This is a genomic window from Methylomonas paludis (assembly GCF_018734325.1).
GTDB lineage: Bacteria > Pseudomonadota > Gammaproteobacteria > Methylococcales > Methylomonadaceae > Methylomonas > Methylomonas paludis.
The window spans coordinates 1,251,086-1,267,817 of the sequence record NZ_CP073754.1 but is presented as its reverse complement, the minus strand read 5'-3'; the positions used below and the strand labels follow the sequence as shown (position 1 = coordinate 1,267,817).

At 50.3% G+C, this 16,732-nt stretch carries 18 protein-coding genes and 3 pseudogenes; 5 read left to right on the top strand and 16 right to left on the bottom strand.

Translation table 11 applies throughout. The annotated features are described in order from the left end of the window. Window positions 1-89: 89 nt before the first annotated feature. From KEF85_RS05815 to KEF85_RS05805, 3 genes are read right to left on the bottom strand one after another with little or no spacing between them, the layout of a single operon-like run. Window positions 90-1,217 (bottom strand): efflux RND transporter periplasmic adaptor subunit, encoded by a 1,128-nt coding sequence (locus KEF85_RS05815; protein WP_215583920.1) that lies wholly within the window; start codon window positions 1,215-1,217, stop codon window positions 90-92. Beyond that, window positions 1,214-2,677: an efflux transporter outer membrane subunit gene (locus tag KEF85_RS05810; protein WP_215583918.1), complete on the bottom strand. Its 1,464-nt coding sequence runs from the start codon at window positions 2,675-2,677 to the stop codon at window positions 1,214-1,216. Before KEF85_RS05810 ends, KEF85_RS05815 begins: the two co-directional genes overlap by 4 nt. Then, complete coding sequence (locus KEF85_RS05805; protein ID WP_215583915.1) at window positions 2,674-3,327, bottom strand: TetR/AcrR family transcriptional regulator; 654 nt, start codon at window positions 3,325-3,327, stop codon at window positions 2,674-2,676. The genes KEF85_RS05810 and KEF85_RS05805 overlap by 4 nt, the downstream gene beginning before the upstream one ends. A 474-nt stretch (window positions 3,328-3,801) precedes the next feature. Between KEF85_RS05805 and KEF85_RS17075 the strand changes: the two are divergent. After that, window positions 3,802-4,140 (top strand): annotated as a pseudogene (locus KEF85_RS17075) (type I restriction endonuclease); the annotation flags it as partial. A gap of 373 nt (window positions 4,141-4,513) precedes the next feature. On the opposite strand, the gene KEF85_RS05795 reads toward KEF85_RS17075, so the two are convergent. Then, on the bottom strand, window positions 4,514-4,912 hold the full coding sequence (locus tag KEF85_RS05795; RefSeq protein ID WP_215583913.1) for a winged helix-turn-helix transcriptional regulator: 399 nt from the start codon (window positions 4,910-4,912) through the stop codon (window positions 4,514-4,516). 124 nt (window positions 4,913-5,036) lie between these two features. On the opposite strand from KEF85_RS05795, the gene KEF85_RS05790 reads away from it, so the two are divergent. Beyond that, complete coding sequence (locus KEF85_RS05790) at window positions 5,037-5,465, top strand: nuclear transport factor 2 family protein (protein WP_215583911.1); 429 nt, start codon at window positions 5,037-5,039, stop codon at window positions 5,463-5,465. Window positions 5,466-5,501: 36 nt separating this feature from the next. Beyond that, a complete protein-coding gene (locus KEF85_RS05785) occupies window positions 5,502-6,110 on the top strand; it encodes an FMN-dependent NADH-azoreductase (protein WP_215583902.1) in 609 nt (202 codons plus the stop codon). Between the two features lie 254 nt (window positions 6,111-6,364). On the opposite strand, the gene KEF85_RS05780 is transcribed toward KEF85_RS05785, so the two are convergent. From KEF85_RS05780 to KEF85_RS05770, 3 genes are read right to left on the bottom strand one after another with little or no spacing between them, the layout of a single operon-like run. Beyond that, window positions 6,365-6,721: a hypothetical protein gene (locus KEF85_RS05780; protein ID WP_215583894.1), complete on the bottom strand. Its 357-nt coding sequence runs from the start codon at window positions 6,719-6,721 to the stop codon at window positions 6,365-6,367. Next, window positions 6,718-8,244, bottom strand: a complete 1,527-nt coding sequence (locus tag KEF85_RS05775; protein ID WP_215583892.1) for a terminase — start codon at window positions 8,242-8,244, stop codon at window positions 6,718-6,720. Before KEF85_RS05775 ends, KEF85_RS05780 begins: the two co-directional genes overlap by 4 nt. Further along, window positions 8,222-8,734, bottom strand: coding sequence for a terminase small subunit (locus tag KEF85_RS05770; RefSeq protein ID WP_215583890.1), 513 nt, complete (start codon window positions 8,732-8,734; stop codon window positions 8,222-8,224). The genes KEF85_RS05775 and KEF85_RS05770 overlap by 23 nt, the downstream gene beginning before the upstream one ends. Window positions 8,735-8,994: 260 nt before the next feature. On the opposite strand from KEF85_RS05770, the gene KEF85_RS17070 reads away from it, so the two are divergent. Then, window positions 8,995-9,174 (top strand): type II toxin-antitoxin system RelE/ParE family toxin, encoded by a 180-nt coding sequence (locus KEF85_RS17070; protein WP_215585037.1) that lies wholly within the window; start codon window positions 8,995-8,997, stop codon window positions 9,172-9,174. 878 nt (window positions 9,175-10,052) lie between these two features. Here KEF85_RS17070 and KEF85_RS05760 read toward each other — a convergent pair. From KEF85_RS05760 to KEF85_RS05740, 5 genes are all read right to left on the bottom strand, one after another. Beyond that, on the bottom strand, window positions 10,053-10,316 hold the full coding sequence (locus KEF85_RS05760; RefSeq protein WP_215583888.1) for a type II toxin-antitoxin system RelE family toxin: 264 nt from the start codon (window positions 10,314-10,316) through the stop codon (window positions 10,053-10,055). Further along, window positions 10,313-10,489, bottom strand: coding sequence for a BRCT domain-containing protein (locus KEF85_RS05755; protein WP_215583886.1), 177 nt, complete (start codon window positions 10,487-10,489; stop codon window positions 10,313-10,315). Before KEF85_RS05755 ends, KEF85_RS05760 begins: the two co-directional genes overlap by 4 nt. Window positions 10,490-10,864: 375 nt before the next feature. After that, window positions 10,865-11,005 carry a class I SAM-dependent methyltransferase gene (locus KEF85_RS16995; RefSeq protein WP_215583884.1) on the bottom strand — a complete coding sequence of 47 codons (141 nt, stop codon included), beginning with the start codon at window positions 11,003-11,005 and terminating at the stop codon, window positions 10,865-10,867. 556 nt (window positions 11,006-11,561) lie between these two features. Then, entirely contained in the window at window positions 11,562-12,926 is a 1,365-nt protein-coding gene (locus KEF85_RS05745; protein ID WP_215583882.1) for an IS1380 family transposase, read from the bottom strand. 134 nt (window positions 12,927-13,060) lie between these two features. Further along, entirely contained in the window at window positions 13,061-13,762 is a 702-nt protein-coding gene (locus KEF85_RS05740; protein ID WP_215583880.1) for a hypothetical protein, read from the bottom strand. A gap of 897 nt (window positions 13,763-14,659) precedes the next feature. Here KEF85_RS05740 and KEF85_RS05735 point away from each other — a divergent pair. Then, window positions 14,660-15,109, top strand: coding sequence for a hypothetical protein (locus KEF85_RS05735; protein ID WP_215583873.1), 450 nt, complete (start codon window positions 14,660-14,662; stop codon window positions 15,107-15,109). Window positions 15,110-15,186: 77 nt separating this feature from the next. On the opposite strand, the gene KEF85_RS17065 is transcribed toward KEF85_RS05735, so the two are convergent. The 4 genes and pseudogenes from KEF85_RS17065 to KEF85_RS05720 form a co-directional block, all read right to left on the bottom strand. Further along, complete coding sequence (locus KEF85_RS17065; RefSeq protein ID WP_425515591.1) at window positions 15,187-15,375, bottom strand: hypothetical protein; 189 nt, start codon at window positions 15,373-15,375, stop codon at window positions 15,187-15,189. Between the two features lie 122 nt (window positions 15,376-15,497). Further along, window positions 15,498-15,800 (bottom strand): annotated as a pseudogene (locus KEF85_RS17060) (IS110 family transposase); the annotation flags it as partial. A gap of 411 nt (window positions 15,801-16,211) precedes the next feature. Further along, window positions 16,212-16,420: pseudogene (locus KEF85_RS05725) on the bottom strand (M24 family metallopeptidase); the annotation flags it as partial. Window positions 16,421-16,499: 79 nt separating this feature from the next. Then, entirely contained in the window at window positions 16,500-16,709 is a 210-nt protein-coding gene (locus tag KEF85_RS05720; protein ID WP_246535051.1) for a ParD-like family protein, read from the bottom strand. Window positions 16,710-16,732 lie beyond the last annotated feature (23 nt).

Below are 16,732 nucleotides of genomic sequence, written 5' to 3'. Positions count from 1 at the left end.
AGAAAGAACCGCCGCCGGCTGCGGCGGATAGTCCGGCACTCGACCCACGCCGGCAACTTTAGCTGCCGGACGGATTATTTCGGCGCTATTCAGCTCTTGGGTGTGACGCTGACGATATCGCCATCCTTCAAAAACGCCCCGCCGTTGGCGACCAGGTTGGCATCACCCGCAATGCCCTCGCGGATTTCCACCCAATCGCCCTCCCGGCGTCCGGTGACAACGCTACGTTGAATCACCGCTTTGGCAGTGTCGTCAGCCAAGCCGGATGGCGCGGTGATTTCGAACAAGTAATCGCGACCGTCCCGCAGTACCAAGGCAGTCTGCGGCACTACCAACGCGGCTTGCCGGCCGATGATGATGCAGCCTTGCAAATACATACCCGGTTTGATGGCGGCGTTGGGAATATCGACGTACACCAGAGCGTTGCGGGTGGTAGGGTCCACGGTCGGCGCTGTCATCCTGACACTGCCGGTGACGTTACCGCCTTCCGGTAAGCTCAAAACGACCGTTTGGCTGGTGCGGATTTGCGCGAGTTGCTGACCATTAACCTCGGCCCGCCACTCGACTCGCCCCTGGCGCACCAGCCGGAACAACTCGGCTCCCGCCGCCACCACATCGCCCAGGCTGGCGCTACGCGACGAAATAACCCCATCGTCAGGGGCAACGATATGGGTCTGGCTCAAGCGTATCCGCTGATTTTCAAGCTCTGCTTCCGCCAAGGCCAGGTCCGCGCGGGCAGTTTGCTCAGCGATTAAATATTCGTCTATTTTTTGCGGCGACAAGGCCCCGCTGTCTTTGATTTCGCGGGCGCGGGCGCCATCGGCCATAGCCTTGGTCAAATTGGCCCGGCTTTTGTTGACGGTGGCCTGTTGCTTGTGCAGTTCTGCGACCACGGTTTCGTCGGCCAATATCGCCAAATCCTGGCCGCGCTTAACCCGGCTGCCGACATCGACTAATACTTGTTTTATGCGCAGACTGCCGATTTCAGCGCCGATTTTGGCTTCCTGCCAGGCCGCCACCGCACCGTTGACCTTGATCGTCACCGGCCAATCCAGTTGGGTCGGCACCAGTGTCTCCACCGCCATGACGGCCTTGGACTTGGCGGCGACCGCTGCCGGCGCCGGTGCACTGGTAAATACCGGTAAGGCCATGCATAGGCCGGCCACAGTCAAGCCAGCCAGCCAAATCGGTAAACTAAACGTGCGTCCCATTTTCATAGTTGCTCCTCACTGCGCCGGTTGCCGCCGCTCAATTGCGTGTCCTGGCTGCGCCAACCGCCGCCCAGGGCCTTGTACAGCGCAATCCAGTACTGCACCCGATTTTGTTGCTGTTTAATGTGGCTGATTTCCTGCGTGATCATCTGGCTGCGCGCATCCTCCAGCGACAACAGACTTAGTCCGCCGGCGCGCCAGTTGATCTCGGCCACCCGAAAATACTGGCGATATTGCTCGGCGCTACGCCGTTCGGCCATTTCCCGCTGCTCGGCACCGCTCAGATTGACTAAGGCTTGCTCAACCTCCTTGATCGCGGCGCGAATATCACTTCTGTAAGTGGCCAACGCGCTAGCGTAGCCGGCTTCGGCACTATCGACCTTAGAGCGCAATTGACCACCATCGAATATAGGTAAAGTGATGGTTGGACCAATCGACCAGGTATTACTAGTCAAAGTCAAACCGGTCGAATCGATTTTGCGCCTGCCGATCGAACCGGATAGGCTGATGCTAGGATAGCGACTGGCGACCGCGTTGCCGACGTCGGCGCTGGCTGCCGCCAATTTGCGTTCATCAGCGACTAGATCCGGACGCTGAGTCAGCAAATCGGTCGGTACGCTATCCACTTTAAATTGAGCAGGTGTCGGTATACCGTTGCCGCCGGCCAGCCAAGCGCGTAAATCGGCTTCATCCAGATCGGTTAGCGCCACCAAGGCTTTGACGGTGTTGTCGCATTCAGTGCGCTGAGCAATCAAACTGGATTCGCTGGCCAGCTGGCTGGCTTCGGCCAACACCCCGTCAGCCGATGAGGAAAATCCCACCCGGGCCAGGATGCCGGTCAAGCGCGCGGTATCCTGTTTGGAAGCAATGGCGTTTTGATAGGCTGCTGCGGCCAGTTCGCAGGCCCGGTAACTGACATAATTGCTCGCCACTTCCGCTGCCAAACTCACTTTAGCGTTCTGCCAACTCAATTCCGCTGCTCTTAGTCGAGCCTGCTCGGCCTGCTGGTTGAAAGCGAATTTGCCAAATAAATCCAGTTCCCAACTGGCATCCAAACTACCGGACAGGATTTGGGTGATACCGGTACTAAAGCCCGTATTGGTAGTGGTTTGCGAGCTGGTACCGTAAGCACTGCCGCCCTTGGAACGACTAAAGGTCGTTTTACCGGTCAGGCTCGGCAGGCCGCCGGCATCGGCTCCAGAAAGAGTGGCCCGCGCCGAGGCAATGCTGGCCACGGCTTGTTCCAGGGTCGGATTATCCTGTTCAGCGGCCAACAGCAAGCGCGTCAATACCGGATCATCGAACTGACGCCACCAATCGATGAAGTCCGCCGCGCCGCCAGCATCGCTGCGTTGGGCTTGCCAATGTGCCGGGGTGACTATCGCCGGCCTGACGTAGTCTGGAAACACACTGCAACCCGCCAATAAGCTACTGCCGGTCAGCATTGCCAGTAATGCCGCTCTCATGACGGCCTCCGCTCGGCAATACCGTATAAAAAAACCTGCACCACAAAAACAGTATGAGCCTTGGCATTCCAATCGGCTTCCAGACAACCGAACAAGGCCTTGTTTCTGGGCTCGGCAAACAGCATTTCCAAAAACAAGGCCGCCGCCTGCTCAAAGTCTAGTGCCGATAAGCCATCGGTGTGGCTGTGCCGACACAGGTAATCGGCAATCACCGCTTGAATACGCTTGGGTCCGGTGGATTCCATCATTTTGTTCAGTTCTGGAAAGTGCATGGCTTCGGCGACACCCATCCGGTAAAACGAGATCATATTGGGTTGCATGACTTTGGCCAGCAGGTATTCGCCGAGTACGATCAAGCCATCGCGACAAGACATTTGCGCTAGATTCTCGATGCCTTGCAATTCGGAAATATCGGTATCGACCATGCGGTTGACCGAGGCCAGCATCAATTCGGCCTTGTTTTTGTAGCGTTCGTAGATGGTTCGAGTCGAAACGCCCGCCGCTTCGGCAATCTTGGCAATGCTGGTGTTGGCGAAACCCTGGCGCATGAATAGCGCCAGAGCCTGGTCTAATAAATAATCATTGCGCTCGACTTTGGTGCCTGCTTTTGGCCGCCCCAGTTTGGGTTTGTTTGTCGTTTCCGCTGTCATCGCCTGCTCCGGGAAATAAAAATAAAACGTTTCATTTTTATTATTACCGAAGAATCGATTTTAGGCAAGTGCCGAACGGTAAAAATTAGCGCATTTTTCGACCGGCATTAGCTGCAACTGACGGCGGCTCAAACCGACATTATTTGCAAGTGAACCTGCAATCGTTGCCGCCGACTTGCAATCATCCGTCACCGACCGACATTATCTGCAAGTGAAATGTAGGGTCGGCGTCAAGATTAAGCGATTAAAGGCCGGATGGGATAATGATTATTTACTTCGCATCCTCGGAGTAATTTAAGCGCGATTGCCCTGTGTTAATTATGTTTCTGTATGTAACGAACTACTGCACAGTTAGACATCCATCAAAAATCGATTCAATTGCTAATGCCTTGCATGCGATTGGCAAAACATTGGAACTGGTTGTTCATTAATGGATTATGAAAAATGGACAAGTAGCAGCTTAGCGAACGGGATATTTGCTCGAAATACATTACCCCAGCCGTGCAGAAATCCGGCTGGGATATTCAGACGCAAATTCGAGAAGAAGTAAGATTTACCTCTGTCCGCATTATCGTTCGTGGCAAACTTCATACGAGAGGTGAAAAGCGCCGAGCAGACTATGTGCTTTACCACCAAAAGAACCAGCCAATAGCTATCATCGAGGCCAAGGACAACAAACATAAGGTTGGCGATGGAATGCAACAAGCCTTGATATATGCCGAGGCTCTCGATGTGCCGTTTGCCTTTTCCAGCAATGGCGATGCTTTTCTATTCCATGACAGAACCGGCCTATCGGACAAAATGGAAACCGAAAATAGGGGACGCGAAAATAGGGGACGTACCACTATTAATTGTGGTGCGTCCCCTATTTTCACACGTGGCGGACTGGCCTTATTCAACATTTCACCGCTATGTCAAAAATGGGGTTTATCCGTCAGTGGGGTGGCGATGGCATTGAATCTCTGGATATTGGCGAATAAGCGCGTGGGCAAAAGGCGCGTGACGGTTGTAAAATACATGAAAAGTTAATGTGTTGCGCCTTTTGCCCACCCTACCGGGCTTTGACGAAAGCCCCCGGAGGATGGGCCGACTCTGCAGGCGTATGGTGCGCGATTGATGCGCTTCACTGCGTTCAGCACATCCTACGCCCTATCCGGCAAAATATGATTGGTGGACTTCTAGTGTATTACTTTGAATCGAAGTTAGACTGCGCTTTTTTTACATCTTCCCAGTTCACTGAGACCCATTCAACAAGTCCGTCCAATGGGCGCAGTAGACTCTTCCCAAGAACTGTTAACTCGTATTCAACTCGAGGAGGCACTTCCGGGAACACTTCTCTTGTGACTAGTCCATCCCGCTCTAAATTTCGCAAGGTCAGAGTCAACATCCGCTGGGAGATGCCCGGAACTGATCTCTCTAATTCCGAAAACCTAGCACGATTGCCATGAATCTTCGCCAGAGACAGAACTAAGAAGATACTCCACTTGTCGCCAATTTTTGTCAGCAGCTCACGGACTGCTGCAGGATCTTTGTGACCACAAACATAAGCCGGGTCTAGTTGTTTAGTCTTATTGGTATTGTTCATAACTTACCTACATGTTCGTAACCGAGCTTAATGTGCCTCCTTCTTTTTGTGTAACATAGGATTTACAATGTAACTATACATTAGTAAGTATGAAAGAAACAACAAATACACTTTGGAGTGCTATATGAAGAAAACATATCCGGAATTTGAGGCTTCCAAACCTTACTTCGACCTGGTTCGAGGAGCAGTAGGTAAGCTTGTTGATGGCGAGCACTTCTTTGACATCGTTGCTGACAATGTCGTGTATGAGGTGTTATACGACTTTCCCGGTTGGCCGCGAATTATCGAAGGGCGAGCCAAACTTATGGAAAATTTTAGCGGCTATGGTGACTACATCAAAATTCAATCCGCGGATAATTTGATAGTCCACATCACAGATAACGGTCATGTCGTCGTCATTGAATATGAAGTGCATGGCACTATCCTTGCGACAGGCGTGAAGTACAACAATCGGTTTTGCTCAATTATAAAAATTGAGCACCGGCGAATCTCACACTGGCGAGACTATATGGACTCCCTCGCCGCTTGGAACACCCTCAACAGCAAACGATAGAAAAATTTAATTACCATCACAGAAAGGAAATACCCAATGAAACAAATTCTTATTGTCGAAGTGAGTCCCAGAACAGGGGTATCGGCTAGCCGTAAGGTGACTGAAAAACTATCTGCGCGACTTCGTTCTGAGTTTCCAGACGCGAAACTGGCGCATCGAGACTTGGCAATAGATAAAATGCCGCATCTTGATGACAGCATGTTAAAAGCGATTTCAGCAAAAGATCCCGCCGAAATACAGGCCAATAAAGCGTCAGGGCGCCTCTCTGATGAGCTTATTGACGAACTCTTGGCATCGGACCTTCTGGTAATCGCAACGCCGATGTGGAATTTCGGCATTCCCTCGCTATTGAAAGCATGGATCGACCTCGTTGTGCGTGCAGGCAAGACATTTAATTATACCGAGACCGGCGTACAGGGTTTGGCGAAAGAGAAGAAGGCAATTTTGATCATCGCATCAGGCGGCGTTTTTAGCGATGGCCCGTGGAAAGCTTGGGACTTTGTGGAACCTTATTTGCGACAGATCTTGAAGTTTATCGGAATCGAGGATGTGCAAACAGTTCGAGTTGAGGGCTTAAATATCCCACCGCTGGCAGGAGTCGCCATTCCCAATGCAGAAGTCGCTGTTGAACAGCTTATTTTGTAGAAAAGCCTGCGCTCATTAGTGTCTTGGCACCAAGCAGATGTCCAGACAAAATTGAGTTCAGATTGGAACAATCTGACCGCTTAGGCCGATAGGTTCTTCGGCAGGTTTAAGCGGCGGAGCAGTTGTTCAAATGCTTGCGCGTCTAAGGTGTCCAATTTTCGCTACGGGCCACTGTTGTAAATAATCCTGGGTTACGATGGATGATTGCGGGTTCAGTTGCAAATTCGGCTATTGCGCCGGGTGGCTTGCGGGAGTTATGGATTGTCCCGATAGCGGGTACGGCATTTGACGATGTCGCGGATGGTGGATTTGCTGCAGTCGAATTTTTGGCCGAGTTGGGCGTAGCTGACTGTGCCGCCTTCGCCGTATAGTTCCCGGATCAGTTCGCAGTCGGCATCGGATAAAAATACTTTGGGATGGCGTTCGCCGTGGACATGGCCTGGTTTGGCGGCTTTGGGCGTTAGCCAGACTGGCCGGTTGAGGGTGGACCAGCCGATTACCGCCATGCCGGTCTGAGCCCGGCCCAGGCGGACTTCGCCGCTGTCCAGCAGTAATAAACAATCGTAATGCACCGGCACCGGATTGGTTTTGGCGCGTAACCATTCGATCATAGTAACCTCGCAAAAGGGTCGTGACCGCGTTCAGCCTGAGCGCGGGGGCGGTGCCGGGCCAGGCCGGCGGCTTTTTTCTGCACCGGATAGGCAAACGATAAGGCCAATGCATCGGCTTTATTGGGTGACGGCAGGCGGCGTTTTTTCATATCGTGTTTGCTTTCCAACTGAATTTTGCCGTCCAGGCGCGGCACCGTTTCCGGCGCCACCAGTTCGGCATGCAGTTCCGGGTCTTTGGGCAGGCAGCCGCCCTGTTTCAGCCAGTCGCGCATCTGCTTCCACATTTCGGCGCGTTTGTTCAGACAGCCGGGGTCGGCTGAGGCGGCGCTGAACCAGACCAGTTGCCAGTCCCGGCCCAGGGTGTGTCCCGCCGAGACGATGCCGGTGCCGTATCCGGCATCAATAAACACGGCATCCGCGCCCTGCTCGTCTTCGTGGCGGGCCAGGATATTGGCTATCTCGATATCGTTGTCGTTTTTAGGGATAGCCCGCAACACCCGAAACAGCAGGCCCTGACGCAAGCCGATCACCAGCAGGTCGTCGCCTTCCCAGGCTGGGTCGCAGGTGAGGATTTTGGCGGCAAAATCGAATTGTTCGCTACGCAGTTCGCGGCCATAGGCGGCATCGACATCGGCGGTGGCGATAAACTGTTTGGCGCTTAAGGACGGGAACAGGCCGCGCACCCGGATTTTGACAAAATCGGAATCGGCACCGTAATCATCCAGCCATTGCTGGATCTGGTTTTTGTTGGTGATGCTGACTTCGCGGCTGTCGATCTGCCGGGTCTGCCAGCGGTGGCGCATGGCGTGGAAGCAGCGGTGAAAGTCGCCGCTGTTGCGGGTGGGGTTGCCGAATTTGAAGAACATGGGTTCGCCGTCGGTGAGGCCGCCTTCCGCGACTTCGGCAATGGTGTCGGGGATGGCGGAGGCTTCGTCGAAGATGTAAAACGGCGTGGAGTCGGCGGCATGCAGACCGGCAAAGGCTTCGGCATTTTCTTCCCGGCAGGTCAGGCCGGTCACTAGCCAGGCTTCGGGGTGATCGATATGGCTGATGCGCATCATGCCTTTGCCGGCGCTGATTTTCCACCATTGGGCAGTGACCGATTTTTTGGTCCATTTGCAAATTTCCGCCCAGGTTTTGCCGGCCAGCTGTTCGGCGGTGTTGGCGGTGACGATGCCTTTGGCAAACGGCCGGGTGGACATGATCCAGTTTACCAGCCAGGCGGTGATCGCGCTTTTGCCGATGCCGTGCCCGGAGGCTACCGCCATGCGGATGGCATCCACGGCGTGGACACCGTCAAAGCCGCGCTGTCTGACCAGTTCGCCCAGTTCATCCAAAAACTGGCAGGCCCATAAATCCGGGCCGTAATCGACATTAAAGCGCTGCCGGTAAACCGGGGTTAAGGGCACGATTTGCAAGGCCGGGTCGCTGCCCCAGGGATAGGCGAACATCACAAAGCCCAGTGGGTCGGCGTAAAACCGCGCCATCCATTCGGCCAGTTCAGCGGTCTCGGAGGCGTTCACGGGCGGATTTGATCAGTTGCGCCACCGGGGTGCTGACTTCCAGGCGGTCTTTTAACAGGCCCAGGTGTCTGGAGGCCAGTTCCAGTTGCTTGCCTTTGTCCCAGAAACGGATTTCCTTGACTTCACCCACGGTGATGCCGTCCAGGGTTTTGCACTCCAGCACTTTGACCGAAGCCACACAGGCCGCCAGGCTATCCGGCCAGTCCTGCACCGGCAACAAGGCGCCGTTGGCGTCAAAGGCCTGACGCGGATCGTTAAAGGCCAGCCGGGCGATTTCCTGGATGACTTGTGCTTTGTTGAGGGCGCATTGCTGGCTGCGCTCTTGTTGGCGGCGGCTGATTTCGGCGTTAATATCCGGCCTGTTACGCAGGACGCTGGCATAGTCGTTGACGGTTTTAGGGTTATATCCGGCGCGGATTGCCGCCTGTGCGGCGTTAAAGTCCACCATATATTCATCCACAAACGCCAATTGTTTAGCAGAAAGTGCCATCAGCCCTCCTGATTGGTTTATTTGAACCGGATTATACCTGATGACAAATTCATTTCAAGCTTTTTTTATCATTTTGCTAAATTTTGTTTAGCATAATAGACATTATTGCTTGGGGCTGAACTTGGATATGCGTGGAATTTGAGTTCATCATCCAGCCAACGGGACTTTGGCTATTCGGCAACCACCTTAGACTTTTAATGAACACAGCCCATAGTCAGCAGACTTTACCATTATTCAATAAATATTTGTATAATCAATAAATTAATCATTGTCTGATAATTTATTTAGCATCACAACCCGAAGGCGTTTATGTATTACATTGCTTTCAAAACAAAGCACAACAGACTGCCCAGCAGGATATCGAGTTAGCCCAGCAGTGTTTTAAGCTTTTTGTCCGCAGGGATTTTGATTTGCTTGGCGTGGATGCTTGTGGCTGGTAAGGCCGGGAATTTTTGTCCTTCAATCAGCATACGACTGTCGCCTTACGCCCTATGGATAGCGGCTTAGCGGGTTGAGGTAAAATAAGGCTATGTTGGCATTAATAGTTGATTTTGGTTCTAGGGGTACAGGGTATTGTTGAATTCCGCTGACCTTGGTTTGAGTTAGGCTGCGCGGTGAATTCCTCGATTCCACTGCGTTGCATCGAGGCTACGGGTGGCGATGAGGCAGGCTATAGCAGGCCGCTGCAGAAGTTTTGGTGGCTTGCCTAGCGGCGAAGTCACCCTACATGATTGCAATTGGCGGGTTAGCACCAGCCGATATTTTAAGGATGTGTATCAATCGCAAAGTTGAAATGTCCATTATCTGAAGCGTCAAGAGGGTTGTAGGCTGGCGGCGGAATTGTAGATGCCCCCGGTTATTTGTCCGCGGGGATTTTGATTTGTTTGGCGTGGATGCTTGTGGCTGGCGGTAATGCCGGGGATTTCTGTCCTTCAATCAGCATACGACTGTCGCCTTACGCCCTATGGATGGCGGGTTAGCGGGTTGAGGTAAAATAAGGCTATGTTGGCGTTAATAGTTGATTTTGGTTCAAGGGGTAGAGAGCATTGTTGAATTCCGCTGACCCTGGTTTGAGTTAGGCTGCGCGGTGAATTCCTCGATTCCACTGCGTTGCATCGAGGCTACGGGTGGCGATGAGGCAGGCTATGTGCCCTCGCTGCGCAGGGTGTTTTTGGGATAGCTAAACAGCAATTTGGTGGATTGCCTGGCGGTAAATCCAGCCTACCGGGCTGGAAATTGAGTAGAGATTGGCTAGGCCACAATGTTTGTATTTGGAAATTCCAATTACTACAATTACAGATGATTTTTCACACCTGTATTAGCTTTTATAAACTTCCTGACGATGGGCGATCTTGACAACCTGTATAAGTAAGATTTGGTCAAAAATAGAATACACCACCCGATAATTATTAATACGAATTCTGTAGCTATTTTCAGAACCAACCAGTTTTTTACACCCTGATGACCGTGGGTTATCAGCCAAACCTAAAATTGCACTGTAAATTTTCCCCGCCACTTCCTTTGGAAGATTAGCAAGTTCCTTCTTGGCCTTGCTTTTAATTTCAATCCGGTATTGCGTCATAGACCCAATTCTAGGGCAACCTGTTCAATTGGTTCGCTTGGATCATCCTTTCTGTCGGCTATAGCAGCCAAATCTTCAAGATCTTCCAGCAATTCTTCATAGTCAGCAATGGGTAGAATCACCGCTGTTTTGTTACCGATGGAATCAGTAATATATTGTGGTTGCACCTTCATTAAAAACACTCCCCGCTTGCGCGCAAAAGACTACATTTTGTTTATTTGGTATTGTATGCTTCTGAATGTAAACTGCAATTTTAAATTGGCTTTGTTGGAGTGCTTGGCTTTCGTATTTCAAGTTTAGGCTGATGCGGATTGCTCGATCATTACCATAGCATCGCACAACAAATCACCTGCTGCAATAATCCAGGCTAGTCTATTCACATTAACAAACTGATAGCGCTTGAGGTGAGTGGGAACTGTTATGGCATCCTTTTCTAGCTTCCGATTAACGGTGACTTGATTATTTCTCAGCATAGAGAATGGCCAATCGCGCCGGAATGGTTAATCCGCTATAAGGAGACGCCGGCTTTTCCATTATTGTGACGCGGGCTAGTCAATCTCGAATACCTGCATGCGCGCGGCAAGTTCCGGCTTTCGCTGCGCGAAAGTATCCAGTCCCGCACCGAGAATGACGTACTGCGAAATGCCGCACCTGACCTGTGTTGGGGTTAATAGTTGATTTTGGTGCAAGTGGTACCGGGTATTGTTGAATTCCGCTGACCCTGGTTTGAGTTAGGCTGCGCTGCGAATTCCTCGATTCCACTGCGTTGCATCGAGACTACGGGTGGCTCCCGCGAAGTTTTGGTGGCTTGCCTGGCGGCGAAGCCACCCTACGGTGGTCGCTTTGATTAAGGTTATGTTTGTGTTGATAGTTGATTTGGTTCAAGCGGTAGAGGGCGTTGTTGAATGCCGCTGACCTGGTTTGATTAAGGCTGCGCGGTGAATTCCTCGATTCCCACTGCGTTGCATCGAGGCTACGGGGTTTACTTTTTAATACCTGAATCCGTGTTCCTAGAAGCCAAAGCTAGGTCAGTCGCGTTTCTATCGCGTTTTTTAAGAAAAAGCCGCCAATTATCGAAATTTAGCTGTCGTTCATTAAACCCTCAGTCATAAAAATCAACCGATTTTCTGTTTTTACCCCTATCGCCCGCTTAACAGCCTGATGCTAAGTCAAGCCATCCTCTTCTCTCCCCGGAGAATCGACTCATCACTCGCCTGTTAACTTGCCGCTTAGTATTCGCACTGTTTATCCAGAAGCGAAGCCCGGTTGCACGACCAATCGCTTTTGCAAATAGGCGAAGACTTTGGCCACAGGCGACGCATGGCCTAAGTCTAGCCACCATTGCCGGGCTTTGCGTATCACCTGGGCGGCTCGATACATGATTTCTTGCAGTACGGTTCGTAGCCGTCGGCGTTTGGCTGGGTGGCGTATCGGTGCTAGGTTGCCTGTCAGACCCAGTTGACCAATCAGCCGCAAGCAATTGTAGGCTAACATGCCCATTCTCAAGAGACAGTCGTTGGTCTCAAACTTACCGGAAGGCAAACGCTCCAAATCCAGGTCGGTTTTGAATTCCGAATGGAATTGTTCATGGGTGCCGTGGTCGCGGTAGCGTTCAATGACGGTTTCTTCGGGTTCATCCAGACTTGTCCACCAGCCTTCCAGTTCGACATCCGGCAGCAATAGCATCTGCCCGTGCTTGTTGGTCGTGCGTTCAATGATCCGTATCACCAGCCTGAAAGGGCGAGTCTGTTTTTTCCAGGCGCGATCCACGTTCAATGTCATTAACGCTTCCCGTTTACCCGGTCGTTTTTCAACAAAGGCGCCTGCCGCCTCCGCCTGTTCGACCCACGCGGTTTTATCCTGCTTCCTGGGATTCCATTTGATCAAGTATTCAAAACCTCTCGCCATCGCCGCCCAGCGTATTTTTTCATCGGCAACGGCAAATAATAGCTTGGCGCTATCAAACGCTGAGTCTTTGCGAAGCAGCACTGGTAAGCTCGGCGCCACCAAGCGTTCAACGCGCGGAAATAGCCGCTCTAGAAAATAATCGATCTCCAGGGATGAATGCCAACGACCAGGGCGCAATTCTAAGCCTATGCACCAGCCTTCGTTACCCAAATAAGCCGCGACGGGCGTATAACCGTCCACACCCTGATACGTGCGACTCACCTCTTCTTTTTTGGTGCCGCTCTGATCCATGACAAAGGTGTCCATGTCCAGACAGACGTAGCCTTTATGCGGTGTAATCGGTGCTTCTGTCCGTTCGATGAGCCGAACCGAACAATCGTCCAGCGGTTCTAGTAGACTGCCGCTGACTCGATCAAGACGCTGGCGTAGCCAAACACTGCCGGGTACCTTACGCACAGCCAGAGCTTGTTTGAAAAAACGATCTTCACGAAACGGCTCAACCGCCTCAAAGTCGCTTTTGCCTATGCTTAAAAGCCCTACTGTGGTTTTGACTAATTCCGAGGTTTTGATTCCCTGTGATACCGGTATTCCGCCATCCACCAACGCTTCGACATTGACCACTTCCAGGCACTGGCCGATCAAGGCTAGTCCGGCATAGGAGGTGAGTTCCTTTTTGGATTCTTTAAGCTTGAAACGTGCCATAATCAAAATGGGTGAATAGAGTAAAACTATATTATACCTTTTATATCAGTGTCTTGAGCGCATTTTCAGGGGACTGAACACGGATTCAGGACTAATATTAAACCAGTATTTAGTCGGTAACTTTTTAGCTTGTGTTATGCGACTAAATTAACGGCCTGTTTACGGCGGCTCATCCAGGCTAACAGGGGTAAACCTAACAACATCATGGCCCATTCTTCAGCTTCCGGCACTGCACTTAAATTGTTATGGAAATCTTGTATCCCACCATTACCAATAATTGTATCGACTATGTATAAGGATTGTTGGCCATTAAAACTATCCAATCCGGTAGCAGGAATGACTGCACTGTTTATGCTATCTAAAGTCAGTAGTAAGTTGCTGTGATTACTGCCGCTATAAATATCTTCCCTGACTTCACCACCGTTACCACCAATAGTAACCAGCGAATCCAAACCTGCTGCGTTTAAACCAGCTACATCCGTTGTACTAATTGTATAGGCAAAAGAGCCTGTGGTTTGTCCGGTCACAAAACCAACACCCACGTTATACAAATCATAGCCAGGGACAAGCTGTTCTGTTAAGCCGATAGAAGTATTGAGAACATCAAGATTGTTACTGCTTTCAAAGGTAAATGTGGTATCGCCGTCACCGGTTCCTGACGGTGAAGATGTGCCTAGTACAGGGGTAGGTGGATTATGGTCTACTACAGAACCCAAATTTGAGAAGTTTTGCAACGAACCTGACCAAGACCAAGGAAATGATGCCGCCGAAGCCGACCCGCTTGCACCTACCGTTGCAGTAATCAATAAGGTGTTAATTATGTGCTTTAATTTCATTTTGGTTTCCATAAATATTGCTCAAGTTAAAATAATTTCTCATACATCTACTACGACGGTTAAATAAACCTTTCTCTAACACCTGTTCAGATGAAGCTCAACTCCATTTATACTTGAGCCAGGCCTAAAACTTCAGATGGTTATGTGTTTTAGTTATTTATGAAAGCCAGTTTGCCGCCATAAACCTAACGAAAATCCCATAACAAATTTTATAAAATAACTAGAGGTAACTTAAAGTGCGCCTAGCGGGTTTGATTTTGACCATTCACGCCTCTTGGGTCTGTTCGTTAACACACACTTTAAAAATACTTATTCAGGATTTGTTGAAATTCGATGGGTTTTTTAATTGCAGATGTATCCGGTTATTTGTCCGCGGGGATTTTGATTTGTTTGGCGTGGATGTTTATGGCTGGCGGTAATGCCGGGGATTTGTATCTTTCAATCTGCATATTGACTGTCGCCTTACGCCCTATGGATAGCAGCTTAGCGGATTGAGGCAAAATAAGGCTATGTTGGCGTTAATAGATGATTTTGGTTCTAGGGGTACAGGGTATTGTTGAATTCCGGGGACCCTGGTTTGAGTTAGGCTGCGCTGCGAAGTCCTCGATTCCACTGCGTTGCATCGAGGCTACGGGTGGCGATGATGTTGGTTAGGGTTGAACGGCAGAGGGCTGGGTTGAATTGCGCTGGACTTGGTTTGAGTTAGGCTGCGCGGTGAATTCCTCGATTCCACTGCGTTGCATCGAGGCTACGGGTGGCGATGATGCAGAAGTTTTGGTGGCTTGCCGGCGGCGAAGCCAGCCTAGATGGCTGCTGGTAGTGGTCAATTGCACGGGCAATAAATCTGTCTTATTATAAGAATCTCCACTTGATCATCACTCAGCGAACAGGATTTATATGAAATACCTCAAATTGATAGCATTAGGCTTATTGATCTATTCAGCAAGCGCATCAGCTGAAACCATAGACGTTCATCTTGACGGCAATTTGTTTGCCAAAATAGGCACTAGCAATCCAGTTTGTGGCGTTTTGACTCTGATAAAACGCAATTCCGGCGCGCTGGTAACCGGCTTGACTACGGCAAATATCGAGCTAATTAGTGTCACAGAAACAGCGTTCAGCCCAACCGGAAGTCCGTTTGATCGCAGCATAAACCTGACGGCATCGGTAACCCATACCAATACGCTTGGGGTTTACAAATTGTGCTTAACGCCGTCCCGTTCTAGTTGGCCGACAGACTCAGGATCGGCACTCAATTTAAATCCAAGCTATTTGGTCAGCGGCCTGGTTAAAGCCGGCCCCAATGACAACGGTTATTTTTCCGCAACGATTAGTTCTGGAAACTAAAGCTGAGTTTAAATGTTGGATACCCGCTCTCAAGAAACAAATCACAACCAATTGATTATGTTGTGTTATTTTTTTTATTATGCGGAAACCAGTTTCATGCCCAATTGTTCGGCGCGTTTATTCAGCGAATTCACCACCCGTTGACGATAGCGTTCTTCATAATATTGTTGACCTTTGTCCACGAATTCTTCCCCCTTAGTCAATAGCGCATAAATTAAGCGCGCCAACTTATGGGCGCAGGCGGTGATCGCGCGTGGTTTATCCATACGAGCACAGAGTCTACGGTAATAGGCTCCCAACGCAGATTGACTGGCGCGTAAGTTAACCGCCGCCAACCTTAAGGCTTGAGCAGCACGGTTAGCCGTGCGCTTGGACTTGCCAGACAATACTTTGCCGCCTGATATTTTACGTGACGAGCGTTCACCAAAAAGACTGTGAAGCCACGAACTTCAAGCATCTCAAACAATGGAATCCAATAAACCCCCGTAGACTCCATCGCCACCGTATCAATACCGCATTCCGTCAACCAATCCGCCAAATGTTCTAAGTCCTCGGTGAAACTTGGAAATTCACGTACGGAGGGATTATCTCGGTCGGGCGATACTGCCACAAAATGGCTTCCTGAACCAATATCGATACCCGCCGCATTGGGATGAGTCAGTTGAAAATGAGCAGACTTGCCAGTAGCCATGACTTTACTCCATCATCAGAAATAGTAAACCCACACCGCTTTGGGAACATCGTCAAAAATCATTCTCTCAAACGGGATACCTTAAGGCTCACCAATTTCGCCGACGTTACCCAGAACCACACTCTGTTTCGGGTGCGAACACACCATTGATCAATCGGTCTTCTGCGGTGCGGGTAACCTACTTTACCGCAAAAAGCTCCATGTTTCTTATTCACGCATTCCACCGAAGGGTGGTTATGGCACTCTGTACACGACAAAACCTAAAAACCGGCTAAAGAAGATGATCTAAGCTTATGACTTGAAAGCCCATCGCAAATCTGTTTCACTCTCTAATGACTAAAAAAGGGGGTGAACATGGAATTTAATGGGCTGCTGTTTAACTTAATGTTGTTGTTAAACGCGTTCTTCATCTCACAGCGTCAGGACTTCATAGCCATCGGCTGTAACGGCAATTGTGTGTTCCCATTGGGCAGAGAGCTTTTTGTCACGCGTAACAACTGTCCAGCCATAATGGTAAATGTCATGCCTTCTTGCAAAACGATTCCGCTATTCGGTTTTCCGTAATGTAATACCTGAGGCGGTTCATGCATTGCCTGGCCGATTCCGTGACCACTGTATTCGAGATAGGCAAACACTGATGCGAGCAAACGCCCTGATTCACGCATCAATGCGAGTTCGTTCTGATTTTTTAGGCTAACCCTAGTCATTGCTAAGCTCATTTAACTTTACAGCAGCAAGGCGTAGTTGTTCTCGCAAAATCTCTGTGTATGTCATATTGGGCTGAGTTTCTGCCAACATGCCGATTTTTATCCAAAACTCAGCTTGGGAATTGATCGAGCGTACCATCGTGCAACTGGCTTTGCGGATTTCTTCGTGTAATTCGTCACTGATTTTAACAATACCCATCATTTTCTATAATATACGAAACGTAT